Origin of the sequence: Sphingorhabdus sp. SMR4y, from assembly GCF_002218195.1 — a bacterium.
In the GTDB taxonomy this organism is placed as follows: Bacteria; Pseudomonadota; Alphaproteobacteria; order Sphingomonadales; family Sphingomonadaceae; genus Parasphingorhabdus.
The window spans coordinates 1,781,115-1,798,183 of the sequence record NZ_CP022336.1 but is presented as its reverse complement, the minus strand read 5'-3'; the positions used below and the strand labels follow the sequence as shown (position 1 = coordinate 1,798,183).

The 17,069-nt window shown below is 54.7% G+C and carries 24 protein-coding genes; all 24 read left to right on the top strand.

From position 1 onward, the window contains the following. The first annotated feature begins 46 nt into the window (after positions 1–46). The 24 genes from SPHFLASMR4Y_RS08505 to SPHFLASMR4Y_RS08390 all read left to right on the top strand — a co-directional run bounded on the left by SPHFLASMR4Y_RS08505 (position 47) and on the right by SPHFLASMR4Y_RS08390 (position 17,068). Positions 47–430, top strand: a complete 384-nt coding sequence (locus SPHFLASMR4Y_RS08505; RefSeq protein ID WP_089133153.1) for a hypothetical protein — start codon at positions 47–49, stop codon at positions 428–430. After that, on the top strand, positions 427–870 hold the full coding sequence (locus SPHFLASMR4Y_RS08500) for a hypothetical protein (protein ID WP_089133152.1): 444 nt from the start codon (positions 427–429) through the stop codon (positions 868–870). The genes SPHFLASMR4Y_RS08505 and SPHFLASMR4Y_RS08500 overlap by 4 nt, the downstream gene beginning before the upstream one ends. 89 nt (positions 871–959) lie before the next feature. Next, entirely contained in the window at positions 960–1,277 is a 318-nt protein-coding gene (locus SPHFLASMR4Y_RS08495; protein WP_186265895.1) for a GIY-YIG nuclease family protein, read from the top strand. Next, positions 1,274–1,927 carry a hypothetical protein gene (locus SPHFLASMR4Y_RS08490; protein WP_089133150.1) on the top strand — a complete coding sequence of 218 codons (654 nt, stop codon included), beginning with the start codon at positions 1,274–1,276 and terminating at the stop codon, positions 1,925–1,927. Before SPHFLASMR4Y_RS08495 ends, SPHFLASMR4Y_RS08490 begins: the two co-directional genes overlap by 4 nt. After that, positions 1,890–2,390, top strand: coding sequence for a hypothetical protein (locus SPHFLASMR4Y_RS17120; protein WP_186265894.1), 501 nt, complete (start codon positions 1,890–1,892; stop codon positions 2,388–2,390). Before SPHFLASMR4Y_RS08490 ends, SPHFLASMR4Y_RS17120 begins: the two co-directional genes overlap by 38 nt. After that, a complete protein-coding gene (locus tag SPHFLASMR4Y_RS08480) occupies positions 2,377–3,072 on the top strand; it encodes a hypothetical protein (protein WP_186265893.1) in 696 nt (231 codons plus the stop codon). The genes SPHFLASMR4Y_RS17120 and SPHFLASMR4Y_RS08480 overlap by 14 nt, the downstream gene beginning before the upstream one ends. Positions 3,073–3,420: 348 nt before the next feature. Further along, the gene (locus SPHFLASMR4Y_RS08470) at positions 3,421–3,657 is read left to right on the top strand and encodes a hypothetical protein (protein WP_089133146.1); all 237 of its coding nucleotides are present in this window, start codon (positions 3,421–3,423) and stop codon (positions 3,655–3,657) included. A 318-nt stretch (positions 3,658–3,975) separates the two neighbouring features. Further along, on the top strand, positions 3,976–4,125 hold the full coding sequence (locus tag SPHFLASMR4Y_RS17115; protein ID WP_186265892.1) for a hypothetical protein: 150 nt from the start codon (positions 3,976–3,978) through the stop codon (positions 4,123–4,125). Continuing rightward, positions 4,122–4,385, top strand: a complete 264-nt coding sequence (locus SPHFLASMR4Y_RS08460; protein ID WP_089133144.1) for a hypothetical protein — start codon at positions 4,122–4,124, stop codon at positions 4,383–4,385. The genes SPHFLASMR4Y_RS17115 and SPHFLASMR4Y_RS08460 overlap by 4 nt, the downstream gene beginning before the upstream one ends. Positions 4,386–4,421: 36 nt before the next feature. Further along, entirely contained in the window at positions 4,422–4,961 is a 540-nt protein-coding gene (locus tag SPHFLASMR4Y_RS08455) for a hypothetical protein (protein WP_089133143.1), read from the top strand. A 1,094-nt stretch (positions 4,962–6,055) separates the two neighbouring features. Next, entirely contained in the window at positions 6,056–6,460 is a 405-nt protein-coding gene (locus tag SPHFLASMR4Y_RS17110) for a hypothetical protein (protein ID WP_186265891.1), read from the top strand. Then, complete coding sequence (locus SPHFLASMR4Y_RS08445; protein ID WP_186265890.1) at positions 6,405–7,802, top strand: terminase large subunit domain-containing protein; 1,398 nt, start codon at positions 6,405–6,407, stop codon at positions 7,800–7,802. Before SPHFLASMR4Y_RS17110 ends, SPHFLASMR4Y_RS08445 begins: the two co-directional genes overlap by 56 nt. Then, a complete protein-coding gene (locus tag SPHFLASMR4Y_RS08440) occupies positions 7,787–9,604 on the top strand; it encodes a hypothetical protein (protein WP_089133140.1) in 1,818 nt (605 codons plus the stop codon). The genes SPHFLASMR4Y_RS08445 and SPHFLASMR4Y_RS08440 overlap by 16 nt, the downstream gene beginning before the upstream one ends. Continuing rightward, positions 9,601–9,912, top strand: a complete 312-nt coding sequence (locus SPHFLASMR4Y_RS08435) for a hypothetical protein (protein WP_089133139.1) — start codon at positions 9,601–9,603, stop codon at positions 9,910–9,912. Before SPHFLASMR4Y_RS08440 ends, SPHFLASMR4Y_RS08435 begins: the two co-directional genes overlap by 4 nt. Before the next feature lie 101 nt (positions 9,913–10,013). After that, positions 10,014–10,760 carry a hypothetical protein gene (locus SPHFLASMR4Y_RS08430; RefSeq protein ID WP_089133138.1) on the top strand — a complete coding sequence of 249 codons (747 nt, stop codon included), beginning with the start codon at positions 10,014–10,016 and terminating at the stop codon, positions 10,758–10,760. 51 nt (positions 10,761–10,811) lie between these two features. After that, positions 10,812–11,915: a N4-gp56 family major capsid protein gene (locus SPHFLASMR4Y_RS08425; protein WP_089133137.1), complete on the top strand. Its 1,104-nt coding sequence runs from the start codon at positions 10,812–10,814 to the stop codon at positions 11,913–11,915. A gap of 51 nt (positions 11,916–11,966) precedes the next feature. Further along, entirely contained in the window at positions 11,967–12,509 is a 543-nt protein-coding gene (locus tag SPHFLASMR4Y_RS08420) for a hypothetical protein (protein WP_145955498.1), read from the top strand. Further along, positions 12,509–13,840, top strand: coding sequence for a packaged DNA stabilization protein (locus SPHFLASMR4Y_RS08415; protein WP_089133135.1), 1,332 nt, complete (start codon positions 12,509–12,511; stop codon positions 13,838–13,840). Before SPHFLASMR4Y_RS08420 ends, SPHFLASMR4Y_RS08415 begins: the two co-directional genes overlap by 1 nt. Beyond that, the gene (locus tag SPHFLASMR4Y_RS08410) at positions 13,840–14,250 is read left to right on the top strand and encodes a hypothetical protein (RefSeq protein WP_089133134.1); all 411 of its coding nucleotides are present in this window, start codon (positions 13,840–13,842) and stop codon (positions 14,248–14,250) included. The genes SPHFLASMR4Y_RS08415 and SPHFLASMR4Y_RS08410 overlap by 1 nt, the downstream gene beginning before the upstream one ends. Then, positions 14,243–14,986, top strand: coding sequence for a hypothetical protein (locus tag SPHFLASMR4Y_RS08405; RefSeq protein ID WP_145955497.1), 744 nt, complete (start codon positions 14,243–14,245; stop codon positions 14,984–14,986). The genes SPHFLASMR4Y_RS08410 and SPHFLASMR4Y_RS08405 overlap by 8 nt, the downstream gene beginning before the upstream one ends. Continuing rightward, on the top strand, positions 14,983–15,396 hold the full coding sequence (locus SPHFLASMR4Y_RS08400; protein WP_089133132.1) for a hypothetical protein: 414 nt from the start codon (positions 14,983–14,985) through the stop codon (positions 15,394–15,396). Before SPHFLASMR4Y_RS08405 ends, SPHFLASMR4Y_RS08400 begins: the two co-directional genes overlap by 4 nt. After that, the gene (locus tag SPHFLASMR4Y_RS08395; RefSeq protein ID WP_145955496.1) at positions 15,371–16,252 is read left to right on the top strand and encodes a hypothetical protein; all 882 of its coding nucleotides are present in this window, start codon (positions 15,371–15,373) and stop codon (positions 16,250–16,252) included. The genes SPHFLASMR4Y_RS08400 and SPHFLASMR4Y_RS08395 overlap by 26 nt, the downstream gene beginning before the upstream one ends. Then, positions 16,249–16,380 carry a hypothetical protein gene (locus SPHFLASMR4Y_RS17330; RefSeq protein WP_260806878.1) on the top strand — a complete coding sequence of 44 codons (132 nt, stop codon included), beginning with the start codon at positions 16,249–16,251 and terminating at the stop codon, positions 16,378–16,380. Before SPHFLASMR4Y_RS08395 ends, SPHFLASMR4Y_RS17330 begins: the two co-directional genes overlap by 4 nt. Continuing rightward, on the top strand, positions 16,370–17,068 hold the full coding sequence (locus SPHFLASMR4Y_RS08390; RefSeq protein WP_145955495.1) for a hypothetical protein: 699 nt from the start codon (positions 16,370–16,372) through the stop codon (positions 17,066–17,068). The genes SPHFLASMR4Y_RS17330 and SPHFLASMR4Y_RS08390 overlap by 11 nt, the downstream gene beginning before the upstream one ends. Position 17,069 lies beyond the last annotated feature (1 nt).

The following is a 17,069-nucleotide window of genomic DNA, read 5'->3' as shown; positions in this document are numbered from 1 at the left end:
ATGAAAGTGATATTAAGCACCTGCAAGCAATATGGCGGGGTGAGGCATGATAGACGACAAATCCCCTCCCGGCTCCTACGCAGAGGCGCTTAAGAAGCCCAAGCAGAGCAAGAACGTAATGCGCGGGCGTAACAACCGCAGGCGCGGCGGAAACTTCGAGAGAGAGCTTGTAAAGGACTTCGAGGCATACGGCCTGCGTTGCGAGAAAGTCCCCCTGTCTGGCGCTACCACATACGCTAAGGGCGATCTGGACCTATACCCAGGCTTCGATCCGGATTTAGTCTACAAGGGCGAGGCGAAGCGGAAGAAGTCGCTGCCCAAGTTCCTGACCGAAAATCTCGAAGGGAATGACTTTCTGGCGCTGCGAGAGGATAGGGGCAAGACCCTTATTGTCATCACATTGGAACGCTTTGCGGAGCTGTGCCAATGACCGGAACAATTGCAAAAAGGCGCGTGGAGTCTCCGCTGTTCTCGATTGGCAGCTTCGTGCAACCATCATTGCGCGAAAGGCTCCAATGCCGAGAGATTGATTTAAAGGCCGCATTTAGCCCGGTCGAGCCGGATAAATCGCCACTGTTCATGGAGCGGGCGGCTCATGTTCTGGGCATTCCCCCATCACTTATTCGCATCCGGAAGGGCGTAGACTATCGGCCAAGCTCATCTGATCTTGAAGCCCGCAAGCAGCTTTGTGCCCGCCAAGCGTGTGCCTACGTCATGAGCAAGACGGGTAAATATGAGATAGGGGCAATCGGCAACGCCTTGGGCATGAGGCACAGCGCGGTGAAGGTTATGCTGTCCCGAGTTGAAAGAAAAATCGCGTCCGACGCCGAATTGGCCAGCATGGTGGACGCGCTGGAGGTGGTGGCATGAGGCGCGAGATTGTTCTGACGGCAGATTGCCCAAAATGCGGTTCCGCTTCTGGAACACCTTGTGTCGGAAGGCGCGGCCCACGGAAGTCTATGCACCGGGAGCGTGTTGAAGTTATCCACGCGGAAGAGAATACTCCATCACAGCCCCGTCGCTCGGGTTACGTTTACTTTATCCAGTGCGAACTAACTAAGCTGGTGAAGATTGGATTTTCAGAGTCTTACCCGACCAAAAGGATGCGCGGGTTGCAGACGGGTTCCGGTGGGAAGCTTCATTTAATCGCCTTTATCAAAACGACATTCGACCGCGAAGGTGAATTGCATCGTCGGTTCGCGGAACAGCACGAGCGCGGGGAGTGGTTCCGCCTCGAAGGTGACCTTGCTGATTGGTTGATGGAGTTGGACGCATGAGCCTTCTGGCACGCCTTATTGAAGCTGGGACGCCAGCTGAATTGATAGAAGAAGTCGCTATGATGATAGCGGAAAAGAAGGTTTCCGAAAAGGCGGTAGAAGATGCTCGTGCCAAAGCGCGTGAACGTCAAGCAAGGAAGCGTGAGCGCGATGCGTCACGTGACGTCACGCAACATAACGTGACTGACTGTGACGAAGAAAATCCGGGCCTTTCCCTCCCCCCCAAAGAAATTAATTCAAACCCCCCCACCCATACCCCCGTATATAAACACCACGGGCGCGAGGCTTTTCCGAAACCGGATTGGGCTGAAAGCGGAATTTGGCGGGATTTCCTGAAAAACCGCAAAGCCAAAAAGCTGACAAACACCGAAACCGCGCATCGGCGGTTCCTCAACGACATTGCCAAGCTGCAAACCGACGAATGGCCACCTGGCCGATTGCTGGAATACGCGGTCGGCAAGGGCTGGGGCGCGATTTACGAACCGGAAGAACTGAAAACTGGAAAGCAAAATGGAACAGGCAATCGAAGCGAAAGCGGCAAAAAATCAGGAAGTGGCGACGGTCTTTTCGATGCAGCAGCTCGGCAGCTCACGGCGGGAGGCTCTGGACGCAATGCGCTGGGATCATTGCCCGACTACAGCGGAGCGTAGCTGGCTAGAGCCACTGGCGGAAATGGCCCGCCCTGCGTTCACGCCAGCCCCGCCCGAAAAGATCACCGGAGTTATTCTGGCGCTGTCAGCGGCCCTGCCAAAGCAGCGGACCGACGAAATGCGTGGCGAAACCATGCTGGCGGTCTACCAGAAACAGTTGCGGGACTTGACGGTCGAAGAGATCGAGCAAGCGGCCCGAAAGTGTCTTGATGAACTGGATTGGTTCCCGACCATCCGGCAGATCAAGCAACGTGCAACCGCCGACAATGGCGGTCGGCTCCCGACGACCGAGCAGAACTATCACAACCGCATCAAGGCTGTGCTGCGCCGGAAGCCAGTAAGCCTGCACAGTTCGTCAGACGGGCAAGAGATCGATCCAAAGACAGCCGACATACTGGCGGGATTGAAAGCCAAGGCCAACACCACACGCGGCGCATGGAGCAAGACTAATGACATCAACTAATATGAACCCAGCATATATCTCATCCGACCTACAAGATTTAATGAGGCGCGCATCGCCTGTTGAATCCAAGGGGTATTCGGAAGAACAAGGCGATGTAGAAAAAGAAAAAATTTACGAGCAGATTAAGTCCGCTGCCCCGTTTATGGATGTCGGTTTTTCTCAAGGGGAGGGGCAGTTAAGCCCATCCGAGAAAATGATTCTGCTTTATCTGATGTCGGTGACTAGCGCAGAAGCACCTTTGCGCGCCGCAGGGTTGGTTTATGCAAAAGACCGTCTGAGAATTGCACGGCAGCGTTGGCGAGGCGGCTATTCGGGAAACCCATTTGGCGAGCCAATTGCTCGGGACATAGATGAGAAAGACGCTCGTTTGGCCCATGAATATAAAGAGGCCAAAGGAGAGTTGGCACTTAAGGAAAAATGGCAGGAGATATGGCGGGCTAAAGCTGCACTTCTTCCAGGTGAGTGTAAAAATATGCTCGTTAATGCTCAATTTGACGAAAACCTAACAATGCAATTCGAGCCGACCGCCGCGAATAAATGCTGCGCGGAAACCATGCACGAGATGAGACTAGGGCACTGGTTCGGTGATGAGTTTGTGCTTTATCACAAAATAGACCTTGGCTTCATTGAATTTTTGAAGACCACACGCGGCGCATGGACAGCAGAGACAGGAGATATTTGATGGCGGATTACACTTTCAGAATACAAATGAATGTTGGCCAAGATATGCGGCACGTTGAAGCTGACGGCTATAAACAAGAAGACCCTTGGTTGATATTTTACCGGAAGCCTGCGGAGGGTGGAACGTCAGAATATTGGCGGGTCAAGACTGACTGTGTTGTGAGCATGGAAACCAAGCGGACACGCGGGAAAAGGTGACCACCCCATCCCCCGCCACCCAATTCCACATAGACCACCAGAAAGGCCAAACAGTGCAACAGATACGCGATAACTGGAAAGCAGGGAGATACGCCGGCATCTGTCCGAAGTGGGCGGCATTCTACGCCAAGCATTACGAGGGGGCGCGGAAATGAACAATTTCAAGGTGCGGTTGGTTTTATATCCAGCGCAATGGTTTGTTAGCTTCATATTTGCTGTTTTGCTTGGCTCTTTTGTGACCGCTGAAATTGACCCGATGCAATGGAGCCAGAGTGTAAGGGGGGCGTTAGTTGCCGGTTGGGGTTTTGGGCAATGCTTCATGACAATGGCCATTGAGTTCAGCGAACTGCCGCAAAAAATTGCCAAGAGTTTGGAGCCACCCCAATGACCCCGATATTTACAACAAACACCGAGATATTCGCCCTTGGCTTTTCGTTCGCACCAGGCGGTTTCATGATTTTAATCGGGCCTTTTGCCTGCGGACTTTTTTGGGAGGATGAATGATGGACGGTAAGCGAGATTTGTTAATTAGGGCGGCGTCTTGCCAAGGTAGACACAGCGCCGAGGGACTGCACATATCGAGTGTGCTTGACGTAAAATTCCCGTTGCGGATGCCAGCCCTTGAGCGACGTGCCGTCGAACTTGGGTTTGATCCGGAAGAACTTTGGCCTTGGTTGTTCCGGATGCGGGCGAAGGAGGCCAACCCATGACCGAACCAACAGCAGCGCAGGAGCGGGGGAAGAAAATATTTCCACATCGCGGGAATTGCCATTGCGCAGACTGCATGGCGGCGTTTGAAGAACATTGCAGGAAGTTGGAAAAAGAAAAACGCGAACGGCGGGGAGAAAGCAAATGACCGACATCACCAAAGAAGCAGAAATCATGGCTCAGGCGATGATGAATGAAAAATTCCGCAACCCTTATCAGTTCGCCACCGCCGCAATCAAAGCACTAGAGGCCAATGGCCTCGCTATCGTGCCGGTGGAGCCGACCGAGGCGATGATTGAAAGCTATTTCGCCAGAATGGATGCGCTTGGCTTTCATTCGGGAATGAACGCTTCGACAGCATGGGAGGCCATGATTTCAGCAGCCATAGCAGCGAGGCCCAAGCCATGAGCGCGAACCTATCCAGACAGCAGGGAGTTTTTTGATATGGCACGAGGCAGAAAACGCAAGAAGGGTAAGCGCACACCATCCGGCCAACTGTCACGGGCAGGCAAGCCACGGGATCGCGGCAGCGCGGCAGCGGAGGCTAAGGCCAGCCTATACGGCACGGACGGCACAGACGCGCTCGGCAGGGCCTATCGGTTCAATCTGATTAGCCTAGAGGCCAGAGACACCGGCAGGGCGCTAGGAAGGGCTTATTGGCCGATATTCGGGGTAGGAAAAATGTCCTGCACCCTGGCGGGCCAATCATCCGGCGGTCATATCGAGGACGAAGAGCAGGCGCTCCGAAACGAGCAATGGCTGAACGAACGGCTTGCCACGGTAAACGCATTGGGTTCGGATGTTCGGAAGGCCTTTGACGAGCTGGTGATTGACATCAATCCCGATTGCGGCCCTGCATGGCTAGACAGGCTTATTCACGCTAAGCGCATGGATCGGGATTGCAGCAACCGCGATCTGGTAAAGCTGGCGCAGGCAATGACGGGCTTAGAAATATTGATAGACAGGCTTGACAGGGCCGCATAAGTGTGATACGCGCAGGAAATACAAAGTCAATAATTGCGTTTAGAGTTTGACGGAACGCCAGAACAACGGGAATCATCCGCAAGGTTGTAACATTCACCCGCTGGGGCCGTCATAGAATTTGGTGTATAGCTCAACTGGGAGAGCGCCCTTGAGGTAGGGAGATACGGATCGTGACCGTTTAAGCCAAGTATGCGAGTTACGGTGTGAATAAGGCGGTGAGGTCCGGACCAACAAACGCCTGACGCGATAGATTGGGGAATGTAGTTGCCCGCCCAATCCGCATAAAGAGTTTTAGAGTTTGGGGTAAACAGGGTTCTGCCCGCCCCAATTAGTTTGTGCAGCGGCGTGGAAAGCTAGGTCGCGAATAATTGTAGGGCCTTAGAGACACGCAGGAATTGTTACCGGGGAACCACAGGCAAGACGGCTCGAAGTAACACCCGCCGTCCCTGATAGCCAGCTTCGCGACTGGCCTGCACAATAACACAACAGGGCTGGCTCTAACGGGCTGGCCCTTTCATACTAGCGCCCATGTTTGTCTGAGTGGGGAACATCGAATGAGTGGGAAGGTGATTGCAAGCACCGCTAGAACCTGCATCGGACTCCATATTCACAGTTTAGCGGCTCCCTGCTTGCTTACGAGTGGCCGCTAATTCAATTCCTCACAGCCCGCATCCAACACAAAACATTATGAGCCATCAAAGCTATGCTAGGCACGGTGATTGGCGCTGCGGTGCTGTGGGGGGCATTATTGGAGATTGATAGCCATGCGTGAAAGCCGGTGACAATCCCCGACATAGACGAAACAACAATAAGGGCTATCAGCCTGGTATGCGCGATTATGCCTAATCTGCCCTTGACAAATTCAATTTCTTCATCTACGAACATACACATCTCCAATCGCGCTAACGCGCCGCACAAACTATACCTGATTGGGGACCCATAGAAAATTCGAACCCCATGCTGCTCTAACAGCGTGGGGTTCTTTTATGGCAGATGAAAAGCTGCCTGCCTGCATTTCAGGAATTCATCGATCCTATGGCCTGTGACGGCGAATTTACATTCACATTAGAGAAATAACCATGAGGGGTAGCTAAATGAGCGCACCCGAAAAAACGGGAAAGATCGGGAAGGGAAACCCGCCCGTCGAACATCGGTTTAAGCCTGGTAATCCTGGCCGCCCCAAAGGCGCTCGCAACAAGCTGGGCGAGGCCTTCATTGCGGCGCTGCACGATGATTTTACTGAACATGGCGTCGCAGTAATCCAGACTGTCCGCGCAGATAAGCCGGACCAATATCTCAAAGTCATTGCCAGCCTTCTTCCAAAGGAAATGAACCTGAATGTAACGGACACTTATAGCGAGATGTCGGATGATGAACTTATCGAGCGGATCAGAGACCTTAGCGCCTCGTTCGCTCCCCTCCTTGCTGGCGGAAATGGAGGCGTTGCAGAACGTCTTGAAAGCGCGGCAGGCGAGGGACAGTCTCCTAAAGTTCACTAAGCACACCAACGAAATATACCAGATTGCACAGCATCACGAGTTGATTGCTGACAAGCTGGAGGCGGTTGAGCGAGGGGAAATTGACCGCTTAATGATATTTATGCCACCGAGGCATGGTAAGAGCGAGTTGGCGTCGAAGCGGTTTCCCGCATGGTGCTTGGGCCGCAATCCGAAGCGGCAGATTATCGCGGCGAGTTACAACAGCGATCTTGCAAACGACTTTGGCCGGAACGTCCGAAACATTGTCGGCAGTCCGGAATTTACAGAAGTATTTACCGGCGTATCACTGGCAACGGATAGCGCGGCAGCCAACCGGATGAACACGAACAAGGGCGGGGCTTATGTCGCTGCTGGCGTCGGCACAGCGATAACGGGCCGAGGCGCGGACATTGCGCTGATAGATGACCCACTAAAGGATCGCGAAGAGGCTGATAGCCAACGGCGCAGGGATTTGGTTTGGGATTGGTATAGATCGACGCTGTTCACCCGGCTTATGCCTGGTGGCGCTGTGGTGCTTATCCAGACGCGCTGGCATGAAGATGATTTGGCGGGCAGGCTGCTTGAAGCAGAGGCTGACCAGTGGGAGGTTTTGGACCTACCGGCGATTAGTAAGCAGAATGAGGCCTTGTGGCCTGAATGGTATCCGCTGCCTGTTCTGGAGCGTATCAAGGCGACAATCGGTCCTCGTGAATGGTCGGCGCTGTATCAGCAGCAGCCGCAGCCGGACGAGGGGACGTTCTTTCAGCGGGATTGGTTCAAAACTTGGGAGAAGCTTCCCGAGCTGCGTTACTACGGCACGAGCGACTATGCTGTGACGGACGGCGGGGGCGATTACACGGTTCACACTGTCTGGGGCGTTGATAGCAGCGGCGCATTGTATCGAGTTGACCAATGGCGCGGGCAAACGACCGCCGATGTCTGGATAGAGGAAAAGCTAAACCTGATTGCCAAATATAAGCCACTGGCTTGGTTCGGTGAGTCTGGTGTTATCCGCAAGTCAATCGAACCAATGCTCAAGCGCCGGATGAGAGAGCGGAAAGTGTTTTGCCGTGTCGAGTGGATCGCAAGTGTTGCTGACAAGCCGACAAGGGCGCGGGCGTTTCAGGCAATGGCAAGCATGGGCAGGGTGTTCATGGAGCCGGATGCTGATCTTAGCGAGTTTTTGGTCTTTCCTGCGGGCAAGCACGACGATGTTGTCGATACAGCAAGTTTAATTGGGATGGTGATGGACCAGGCGCATCCCGCGATTTTAACGGTCAGCAAGCAGCGGACAACGCCTGGTGACAGGTGGGAACGCGCACTAGCCAAAGAGGAGGATGGTTCATCATGGAAGACTCTCTAGAATTATCCACCTTTGTCCAGCAGTTCGAGGAAGCGGAGGAAGTGACCCGCGATAGCCGTAAGTTGGCAGAGCGTGACCGCGACTATTTTGACGAAAAACAGCTTACGGCGGCTGAAAAGACAGTATTGGAGAAGAGAGGGCAGCCAGCGGTTGTCTACAACAGGGTAAAGCGCAAGGTTAATTCCATGGCTGGCCTTGAAAAGCAGACCCGCAAGGACCCGAAGGCATTTCCACGGAATCCTGATGATGACGATGCGGCGCAGGCAGCAACGGACGTTTTGCGTTATGTGTGCGATGACAGCCGGTGGGATGACAAACGCTCGCAGGCAGCCAGAGAATTAGCGATTGAGGGCACTTGCGCAATCATGGTGGGCGCGAAGAACTCCCGCAACGGCATCGATCCGGATATTCGCCGTATCTCGTGGGATCGGTTCTACTATGACCCGCATTCCAGTGAATTTGATTTTTCCGACGCTGCTTTTATGGGCGTCGTTATCTGGATGGACCTTGCCAAAGCTATTGCGCGCTTTCCTGATGCGAAAGATGCGCTTGAGACAACCTGGGCGCGGGCCAAAGACACAGAAACCTATGACGACAAGCCCAAAGACAAGATGTGGGCTGACCATAAGCGGAAGCGGGTTCGGATATGTGAGCATTATCAGGAAACGCCTGATGGTTGGATATTTTGTATGTTCACGCAGGCCGGTTTTGTGGTCGAACCAGAGCCAAGCCCGTATCTCGGCGAGAACAGGCAGCCAGAATGCCCGATTAAGGCTGTAAGCCTATACGTTGACCGTGAAAACAACCGTTACGGCGAAGTCCGGACAATGATCGGCGCGCAAGACGAGATTAACAAGCGGCGGTCCAAGGCACTGCACTTGATAAGCCAGCGCCAGATTCGGGTGTCGCCTAATGTGGCCGCATCGCCACGCGAGGTCCGGAAAGAGTTGTCTCGGCCAGATGGTGTATTTGTCGGTGAGCGGGATGATGTCGAAATCCTGCCGACCAATGACATGGCGCAGGCCAACATGAATCTTCTGCAAGAGGCGAAGGCAGAGATTGATTTGCAGGGGCCGAACGCTGCCCTTGGCGGCAAGAACGAGTCTGATATGTCGGGCCGAGCCATTATCGCGCAACAGCAGGGCGGTATGACTGAATTGGCCACCTATCTGGATTGCATCCGTGTCCTGTCGCTGGCTGTCTACCGCTCGGTTTGGTATCGGGTGCAGCAGTTCTGGGATGGTGAACGCTGGATACGTGTCACCGATAACGAGCAGAATATGCGCTTTGTGGGCGTCAACCAGCCTGTCACGGCATTGAAGGCCATGGCCAAGCAAATGGGCATCACAAAGGACAATATGCAGCAGGCGATGCAGGAGCAGCCCGAGGCTGTCCAGCAGTTGCAGGCATTCGCCTCTGACCCGCGCTCGCAGCAAGTTGTCCAGATTGAAAACAACGTCACCGAATTGGATGTGGACATTAGCATTGATGAAGGCATCGATACGCCGACCATCGCCGCCGAAGAGTTCCAATCCATGCTTAAACTGGCCGGCACTGGCATGGTTCAGATACCTGCGGACGTTCTGATTGAGGCATCAAGCCTGCGCAACAAGGACCGCCTGCTTGAAATGCTGAAAGAGGGGCCAAGTCCCGAACAGCAGCAGATGCAACAGGTCGCGATTGCTGGACAGGTTGCCGAGGTCGAGAAGACGCAGAGCGAGGCCCGCAAGAATGACGCCACAGCCCAGGCCGCTTTGGCCAAGGGCGAGTTGGACGCATATCAGGCGGGATTGGCGGCATGATTAAATTTTTCAAAGACCTGATGAGTAGCCTTACACCAAACGCCAGTCAGGCGGCATTTCTTGAGAGCGATAAGATCGCAGAGGACAATCTTCCGTCCGATGAGGAGCTTACTTTAAGGCGGGTTATAGCAGATTTGGGCGGTATATCGATCAAGACGCTAACGCGGCCAGAGGGTGACGCTACAGGCTGCTACGCCTCGTTCATGTTGCATGGTCGTAACCGCAGTTATGGAGTGAGGTCACGGCAGGGCGAACAATGGCTTGCCCTCGCTGATCTTATTCATTCGGATTTCGCGGCACTCAAGTAGCCGCATAAAAGTTTCAACGTCGTGATGACGTAGGAAACCGTCGCCGGGGTATCGGGCGTTAAGGGTCGCCGCCGTTAATCGGGCGTTTGTCGAGGTAAATCATGGGAACAATTGACGATATTCTGAACAAAGAACCAGCGGAAGAGGTGGCGGAAGTCACCGAGCCGGAGAACGTGGGGCCAGAGCCGAAGGCCGAGGAGCAACCCCGCGATGAAACCGGCAAATTCGCTGCCAAGGGCGAAGAAGAGAGCGCGTCGCCTGCGCCAGAAGCAGAAGAGCCGCCTTTTGACCATGCCGCTGTAAAAGGCGAGCGGACGCGCCGCCAGGAAGCGGAGCGCAAGCTATCAGAACTCGAAGAGCAGCTTAAGGCGCTGCAATCACCGCCACCACCACCGGAGGATCCCGCATCACTGTGGGAAGACGAAGAGAAGTGGCAGGCACAATTCGGAAGCAAAATTGCCAGTCAGGCCGCGCTTAATTCACGGCTTGATATGTCTGAAATGCTGGCAAGGCGGGAACACAAGGAAGATTTCGACCAGATGAAGGAAACATTCATCAAGCTGGCGAATGACAATCCCGCGCTTGGACAGCAGGCACTGAATGACCCTGACCCTTGGGAAAAGGCATATCAGATCGCCAAGAACCATGCCACGATGCAGGAGCTTGGAGCCACGGACCTGGCAAGCATGAAAGAAAAGATACGGGAAGAGCTTATGGCGGAAATGGCGGCAACAACGCCGGTCACTCGCCAATCTGTCCCGCCAACCCTGTCGGGAGAACGCAACGTAGGCGACCGGAAAGGCCCTGAATGGGGCGGTCCCAAGCCATTGAGCGAACTACTCGGCTAACATCGGTTTCCCCGTCGCGATGACGGTGCTGCCCTTAGAAGGAATTTTCAAATGACGGATACAACTCCGGCAACCGGCTTGGTTGTCCAACAGTGGGAAGACAAGTTCTTTACCGAATATCTCCATGACGGCGGTTTCAAGCCTCTCATGGGAACCAGCGAAAACTCGGTTATTCAGGTTAAGGAAGACCTGACCAAAAAGAGCGGTGACTCGATTACCATTGCTCTGGTCAATCGCCTGACCAATAACCCTGTAACCGGCACATCAACGCTCGAAGGTAACGAAGAGGATATGTCGTCCCGCTCGATGCGTATCTACGTTGATAAACGCCGTAACGCTGTCCGTATCGCTGAAATGTCCGAACAGAAATCGGCAATTTCGCTTCGGCAGGCTGCTCGGGCTACTCTGCTCGATTGGTCGATGGAAGACACCCGCGATCTGGTTATTGAGGCCCTTGGGTCTATCAATGGCGTCAGCTTCACGGACTCCACCGAAGCGCAGCGTGACGCATGGCTGGTTGACAACGCGGATCGCGTATATTTCGGCGCTGGCGTTGGTGGTTATACCGATGCTTCTGCTGACTTTGCGCTACTCGATACGACCGCCGACAAGTTCAACGCTACCGCGCTGGACGGCATGGTGTTGAAAGCGAAGACTGCCAACCCGAAGGTTCGCCCAATGCGCGATCCCGGCAACGGCAAGCGTTACTATGTCGCGTTCGCCAACCCTCACGCCTTCAAGGATTTGCGGGACAGCCTCGATACGGAAGTATTGGCGCAAACCGTTGTCCAGATGCAGGCAAGCAAGCTGTTCGAGGGCGGCGATATTATGTGGAACGGCGTGATTGTCAAAGAAACTGACAATCTGCCAATCTACACCAACCTGGGCGCTTCCGGCACCACCGAGGTTACCCCGGTATATCTCTGCGGTGCGCAGGCTCTGGCTATCGCTTACGCGAAACGCTGGAAGACTGTCACGGAAGAGTTCGACTATGGCGACAAGCATGGCGTTGCAGTTGACGGTATCTACGGGGTTCGCAAAATCCTGTTTGGCACCGGCTCCAGCGATACCGCAGACTTGAAGGACCATGGTGTTGTGACGGGCTACTTCGCAACGACCGGCGCTGGCAACACTGTCGGCATTGCCGCTTCCTAAGCAAATAGGGCGGGGCTTAGCGGTCCCGCCCTTTCTCTTGAGGGGGATGATATGACAACTTGCCGGGATATTATCACCCAAGCCATGTATCGCACGAGCATATTGGCTCTGGGGCGGACACCAAAGGCGAAAGAGGCCACCAACGGCCTGTTCATATTGCAGGGACTTTATGACGAACTGATTGACGCGGGCTGTCTCGGTGGCCTGAACGATGTTTATGCGGAGGCAGACTATACCGCCAAGGAGTTTGACCGAATATCCGCAAACGGCTTCACGATTACCAAGCCTCTGGCAATCGAAGAGGATGGACAGACACGCGAGCCTAAAGATTTGGCGGTTATTTCCATTTATGACTCTGGAAAAACCAATTATGTCTGGGACAACGGATGGGTCAGTCTGTCCGGCCTAACGCTGGACACGGACGCACCCTTTGCAAGTCGAGGTGCTGACGGGCTTGCTTGCTATCTTGCCTCCAATTGGGTTGATACGTTCGGCGGTCAGGTTTCACCGACCGTCTATCGGCGCGGATTGGCCTTCAAGGGCCTTTTGATGGGTAGCAACGCAACAGCGGCCACCGCTGCGGATTATTTCTAATGCAGATCGACTATGGGCGTTCGGCCTACACGCGGTCCCGAGGTAACTTGCCGCCGCTCGATTTGGTCAACTTGTTTGTCGAAAAGGGCAAGGCTGGCGATCCGACGATATTGCAGAGCCGGAAGGGCATAGTATCGGATAGCACCCATGGAAGCGGCCCTATCAAGGCTGTATTCCAGCGTGAGGGCGTTTTTGGTGGTGACAGGTTCGCTGTCTCCGGTTCTGGGTTCTATCGCGGCGCAACGCTTCTTGGGACAATTGACGGCACTGGCACAGTGTCTATCGCTGCTAGTGACTTGGAGATACTGGTTACAGCCGGTTCGTCGCTTTACAGTTATGACGGAACGGATTTTGTAGCTGTCAGCTTTCCCGATAGCGCAGACGTTACGGCGGTTGTGCATACTGCTGGTTATTTCATCGCTTTGCGGGCTGAAACCGGCCAATGGTATTTCTCGAACGTGCTGGATGGTCGCACTTGGGAGGGGCTGGACTTCGCCACAGCGGAGAGCGAGCCGGATTATCTGCTCGATATTTGTGTATTGGACGGAATCCTTGTTTTGGGCGGGATCAACTCTATCGAGTTCTGGGCTGCCACTGGCAATCAGGACTTGCCATTTTCCCAGATACAACAGCGGGAGTTCGAGCAGGGAGTTGCAAAGACCGGCTGCGTTGTTGTGGTCGATAACAGCTTCTATTTTCTCGGGTCGGACTTGATCCTGTATCGCAACGGCGAGGTTCCCGAAGCTATATCGGATGACGCTATTGTTGAGGCATCGCAGGCCAGCGCAACGCATCGGCTGTTTTTGGTATCTGACGAGCGGCACAAGTTCGTTTGCCTGCGCCTGGACAATAAAACCATGGCCTATGACATCACAACAAGGGAATGGTGCGAGTTCAAGTCTTATGGACGCACAAACTGGCGGGTAGGTCCCGGCATGGGCGACGACGAGACAGGGACAGTGTGGGCGTTTAGCGGCTATTTGGACAATAGCGGCCCAATGGAGCGACTTTTCACAGCGGGCGCGGTTCTGGAAGGCCCAGCGCAGATATTCAACCTTAGATTGTCTGCGGAAGTCGGCACGACCGACTATCTGGCGGGCGACTATGCGGACCCGCAGATTGAAATGCGCTACAGTGATGATGCTGGCAACACGTGGGAAGAATGGGAGCTAGAAAGCCTTGGTGAGCAAGGTGATTACAGCCAGCGGGTTGAATGGCGGGCGCTTGGTATGTTCGCTGATCCCGGCGCGCTTTTCCAGTTCCGTGTTTCCGACCCGGTTAGCGTCCGCTTCTCGAATGTCCAGGCCAACGCGCCAATAGGAGGCCGATAATGCCAACCGTTCAGATTTTTAACAGCTTCAAGGAGGCTGTGGCCGAGGGTGTGCATGATTTGGGAGCGGATTCCCTTAAATTCATGCTAACGAATGTCGCGCCAAGCCTGTCGAACACAGTAAAGGCGGATTTGACCGAGATTTCAGCGGGCAACGGCTATACGGCGGGGGGAATTGCCGTAACCGTATCATCAAGCGCGCAGACAGGCGGGACATATTCCCTTGCTCTGGACTCTGCAACATTCACTGCGAGCGGCGGCAGCTTTGCCGAGTTCCGTTATATCGTGCTTTACAACGATACAGCGGGCAGCGACGAACTGATAGGGTTTCTTGACTATGGCGCGGGCTATACGCTGACCGATGGTAACACATTCGTTCTGACGGCGGGCACGTTCCTGACCAATGCCTAGCATCACGATTACACCAGCCCAGCTAGAATGGGCTGGCGGTGATATTTCGGTAACGCCGGTTCGCCTTGGCTATACCGCTGCATCGCAGCAATGGCACGGCGGGTCGGTCACAATGGGGCCTAACCTTAGTTCGGGGCTGACATCAAAGACGGTTCGCATCCCGCGCCTGACAAGGGCTGTCCCGATCACCAATAATCTGGGCTATGCCAATCTTGATTATGTTGTGAATGAGCAGCGTAAGGCAGAATCAATAGAGGACGCCTTTAACCAGCAGGCGTTACAGATCGCGGCGCTAGAAAGGGCCTTTGCGGCAGCGCAGGCGGCACAAGACACGGCCACAGCGGCAGCGCAGGCCACGCAGGACGTTGTTACATCAACCACATTGTCGAATAGCTACACGGTCCCTGTGGACGGCAATCTAACGGCAACCAGTGACGGTGTGATAACCATCGCAGCGCATCAAAGATGGTATTCAGAGGATAATATCGTCGATGTTGACGGCGGATCGATCAGCGGCCTGTCAGAGGGCGTCTTTTACAGGGTAAAATATCAGGACGCGGCATGGGAAGGCGGCGCGGTTTCTTATGAAGCAACGACCGAAGATGTGACGCAGGCCGGCGCAACGCATATTGTCGGCGGGATCACTATCCCCACTGCTGGCGAGCCACCATCGACAGGCGGCGGTGTTTCGCCGCCAGGTTATGTCCGCCCACCTTCGGAACTGGCTTCACAGTGAAGCGCACCTTTGATGCGGATAGGGTCAACTATCTGGTCAATCACGAAACAATCAGGCCGACTTGCGGCGGAGACATAGGCCAACCGCTCGATTTCACGCCGTTAGTCAATGACCGACAGAATGTCTTTCTGGACGCAGAACATGGCGGGCTGGCCTTTATCTGGACCGCGCCAAGGGTTTTCGAGGTCCATGTCTATCTGCTGCCGGAGGGCAGGGGGAAATGGGGCTTCGATTTTGGCATGGCTGCACGGAATTACATGGCCGACCATGCCGATATGCTGTGGGCGCGGGTCGATAATCCGGCGCTGCGCTATTTTACAATGAAGGCCGGTTTCAAGCCATGCGGCCAGCAGACAATCGACATAGGCCAAGGGCCGGTTGTCTATGATCTTTACAAATGGGAGTATTGAAATGCCACCAGCAGTAGCAATTGCAGGCGTCGCGGCGGCTGCCACAGTGGGCGGCGCGGTAGTTTCGTCGAACGCGCAAAAGAAGGCGGCTAATCAGGCTTCACAGACAGCGCAGGATACGGCGGACGCGAACAACGCACTAACCCGCGATATTTACAACCAGAACTATCAGGTTCTCAACCCCTATGCCCAACGCGGCAATGATGCGGGTAACGCAATCAACGCCTTGCTTGGCTTGGGCGTCCCGCAGGAGCAGGGCGGGCCAGCGGCGGCGACGATCCCTAACACAGGAACGCAGACGTTCAACCCCGGCTATAGTGGCCTGGGCAACCCGCGTGATGATTTTGGGCCTCCCAGCTTCAATGACTCGCCGATATACAATGGCTACTGGCCGTCCAGTGCGGCGCAGCAGCAGACAGCGGTTAACACAACGCAGACGGCACAATCAGACCCGCAGGCAGATTATGAAAACGCCTTCCAGAACTACCAGAACTCCACCGGCTATCAATTCCGCGTAAACGAGGGGAATAACGCCCTCAATACAGGATACGCGGCCAACGGGGCGCTGCGGTCGGGTGCTGCAATGAAGGATTTTGCGCGATTTAACCAGAACATCGCAAGCGATGAGTTCGGCAATTACCTGGCGCAGCTCGGCAACCAGCAGAATGTAGGCCTTGCGGGTGCTTCGGCGATTGCGGGCGTCGGCCAGAACTATGTCAATAATGTCACGGCTAACAACAATTCAGCGGCAACTGTGGCAGCCAATGCGGCGCTCGCCAAGGGGCAGGCAAACGCCAATATGTATGGCGGAATTGCAAGCGGTATCGGTAACTTCCTTGGAACCAGCTTCGGATGACGGAAGAACAGCAGGCCGAATATGACCGCTTGAAGGCTAAGTTGGCCGCTCGCCGTCACCAGCCAGGTTACAAGAAGAATGTCGAGCAGATCGAAGCGAGGTTGCGGGAGTTAGAAGATGCCAGTTAATGCAAATTTCGGAATTATGCAGCCGGTTGATGTCGGCGGATCGTTTATGCAGGCTTTCCAGTATGGTAAGCAGCAGCGGGCGCAGTCTGAAACACAAAACGCGCTGACTGCACTGGCGCAAGACCCGCAGGCGGACGTTAACGCGCTGGCAAAATACAACCCGCAATTGCTGATGCAGATCAACCAGCAGCGGGCACAACAGCAACAGGCAAAGACGGTGGGCGATGCTTTAACCGGCAACGCCGATGCTCGCGGTCAGGTCGCCTATTTCGATCCAGACCTATACATGCAATTGCAGGGCGAGGAGCGGAAGCAGGCGAAGGATGCGGTTAGTTCTGTCGCACAGGCCGCACTGTGGGCGGACACGCCGCAAAAATGGGACGCGATTGTAGGCCAAATGACTCAATCAGACCCAGCTTATCAGCAGTATATCGGTCGCTTCGCCGAGCGGGAGGCTATTATAGCCCAAGCGGGCGAAATTAAGGCCCTTCTGGAGCAAAACGAGCCGTCCATAGGCTATGTGCCCGCCGACGCCCAAGCCTACGCTAAGAACGCCGCTGGAGAGACTGTATTGCAGGCATTGAATGGCCAGCAGCCACAGCCAGCAGCGCCACCGCCTCCAGGCTTTGTGATTGATGAGGGAGGTCCGGCGTCCGCGCCGGGTAGCTTTCCCCAAGCCGACTATTGAG

What these genes read in the sequence shown, in the direction of transcription:
- SPHFLASMR4Y_RS08435 (WP_089133139.1), top strand. Translation starts at nt 9,601, where the DNA reads ATGATTAAATTTTTCAAAGACCTGATGAGTAGCCTTACACCAAACGCC.
- SPHFLASMR4Y_RS08455 (WP_089133143.1), top strand. Translation starts at nt 4,422, where the DNA reads ATGGCACGAGGCAGAAAACGCAAGAAGGGTAAGCGCACACCATCCGGC.
- SPHFLASMR4Y_RS08460 (WP_089133144.1), top strand. Translation starts at nt 4,122, where the DNA reads ATGACCGACATCACCAAAGAAGCAGAAATCATGGCTCAGGCGATGATG.
- SPHFLASMR4Y_RS08410 (WP_089133134.1), top strand. Translation starts at nt 13,840, where the DNA reads ATGCCAACCGTTCAGATTTTTAACAGCTTCAAGGAGGCTGTGGCCGAG.
- SPHFLASMR4Y_RS17120 (WP_186265894.1), top strand. Translation starts at nt 1,890, where the DNA reads ATGCGCTGGGATCATTGCCCGACTACAGCGGAGCGTAGCTGGCTAGAG.
- SPHFLASMR4Y_RS17115 (WP_186265892.1), top strand. Translation starts at nt 3,976, where the DNA reads ATGACCGAACCAACAGCAGCGCAGGAGCGGGGGAAGAAAATATTTCCA.
- SPHFLASMR4Y_RS08405 (WP_145955497.1), top strand. Translation starts at nt 14,243, where the DNA reads ATGCCTAGCATCACGATTACACCAGCCCAGCTAGAATGGGCTGGCGGT.
- SPHFLASMR4Y_RS08420 (WP_145955498.1), top strand. Translation starts at nt 11,967, where the DNA reads ATGACAACTTGCCGGGATATTATCACCCAAGCCATGTATCGCACGAGC.
- SPHFLASMR4Y_RS08395 (WP_145955496.1), top strand. Translation starts at nt 15,371, where the DNA reads ATGATCTTTACAAATGGGAGTATTGAAATGCCACCAGCAGTAGCAATT.
- SPHFLASMR4Y_RS08425 (WP_089133137.1), top strand. Translation starts at nt 10,812, where the DNA reads ATGACGGATACAACTCCGGCAACCGGCTTGGTTGTCCAACAGTGGGAA.
- SPHFLASMR4Y_RS17110 (WP_186265891.1), top strand. Translation starts at nt 6,056, where the DNA reads ATGAGCGCACCCGAAAAAACGGGAAAGATCGGGAAGGGAAACCCGCCC.
- SPHFLASMR4Y_RS17330 (WP_260806878.1), top strand. Translation starts at nt 16,249, where the DNA reads ATGACGGAAGAACAGCAGGCCGAATATGACCGCTTGAAGGCTAAGTTG.
- SPHFLASMR4Y_RS08415 (WP_089133135.1), top strand. Translation starts at nt 12,509, where the DNA reads ATGCAGATCGACTATGGGCGTTCGGCCTACACGCGGTCCCGAGGTAAC.
- SPHFLASMR4Y_RS08390 (WP_145955495.1), top strand. Translation starts at nt 16,370, where the DNA reads ATGCCAGTTAATGCAAATTTCGGAATTATGCAGCCGGTTGATGTCGGC.
- SPHFLASMR4Y_RS08440 (WP_089133140.1), top strand. Translation starts at nt 7,787, where the DNA reads ATGGAAGACTCTCTAGAATTATCCACCTTTGTCCAGCAGTTCGAGGAA.
- SPHFLASMR4Y_RS08505 (WP_089133153.1), top strand. Translation starts at nt 47, where the DNA reads ATGATAGACGACAAATCCCCTCCCGGCTCCTACGCAGAGGCGCTTAAG.
- SPHFLASMR4Y_RS08500 (WP_089133152.1), top strand. Translation starts at nt 427, where the DNA reads ATGACCGGAACAATTGCAAAAAGGCGCGTGGAGTCTCCGCTGTTCTCG.
- SPHFLASMR4Y_RS08480 (WP_186265893.1), top strand. Translation starts at nt 2,377, where the DNA reads ATGACATCAACTAATATGAACCCAGCATATATCTCATCCGACCTACAA.
- SPHFLASMR4Y_RS08490 (WP_089133150.1), top strand. Translation starts at nt 1,274, where the DNA reads ATGAGCCTTCTGGCACGCCTTATTGAAGCTGGGACGCCAGCTGAATTG.
- SPHFLASMR4Y_RS08495 (WP_186265895.1), top strand. Translation starts at nt 960, where the DNA reads ATGCACCGGGAGCGTGTTGAAGTTATCCACGCGGAAGAGAATACTCCA.
- SPHFLASMR4Y_RS08430 (WP_089133138.1), top strand. Translation starts at nt 10,014, where the DNA reads ATGGGAACAATTGACGATATTCTGAACAAAGAACCAGCGGAAGAGGTG.
- SPHFLASMR4Y_RS08470 (WP_089133146.1), top strand. Translation starts at nt 3,421, where the DNA reads ATGAACAATTTCAAGGTGCGGTTGGTTTTATATCCAGCGCAATGGTTT.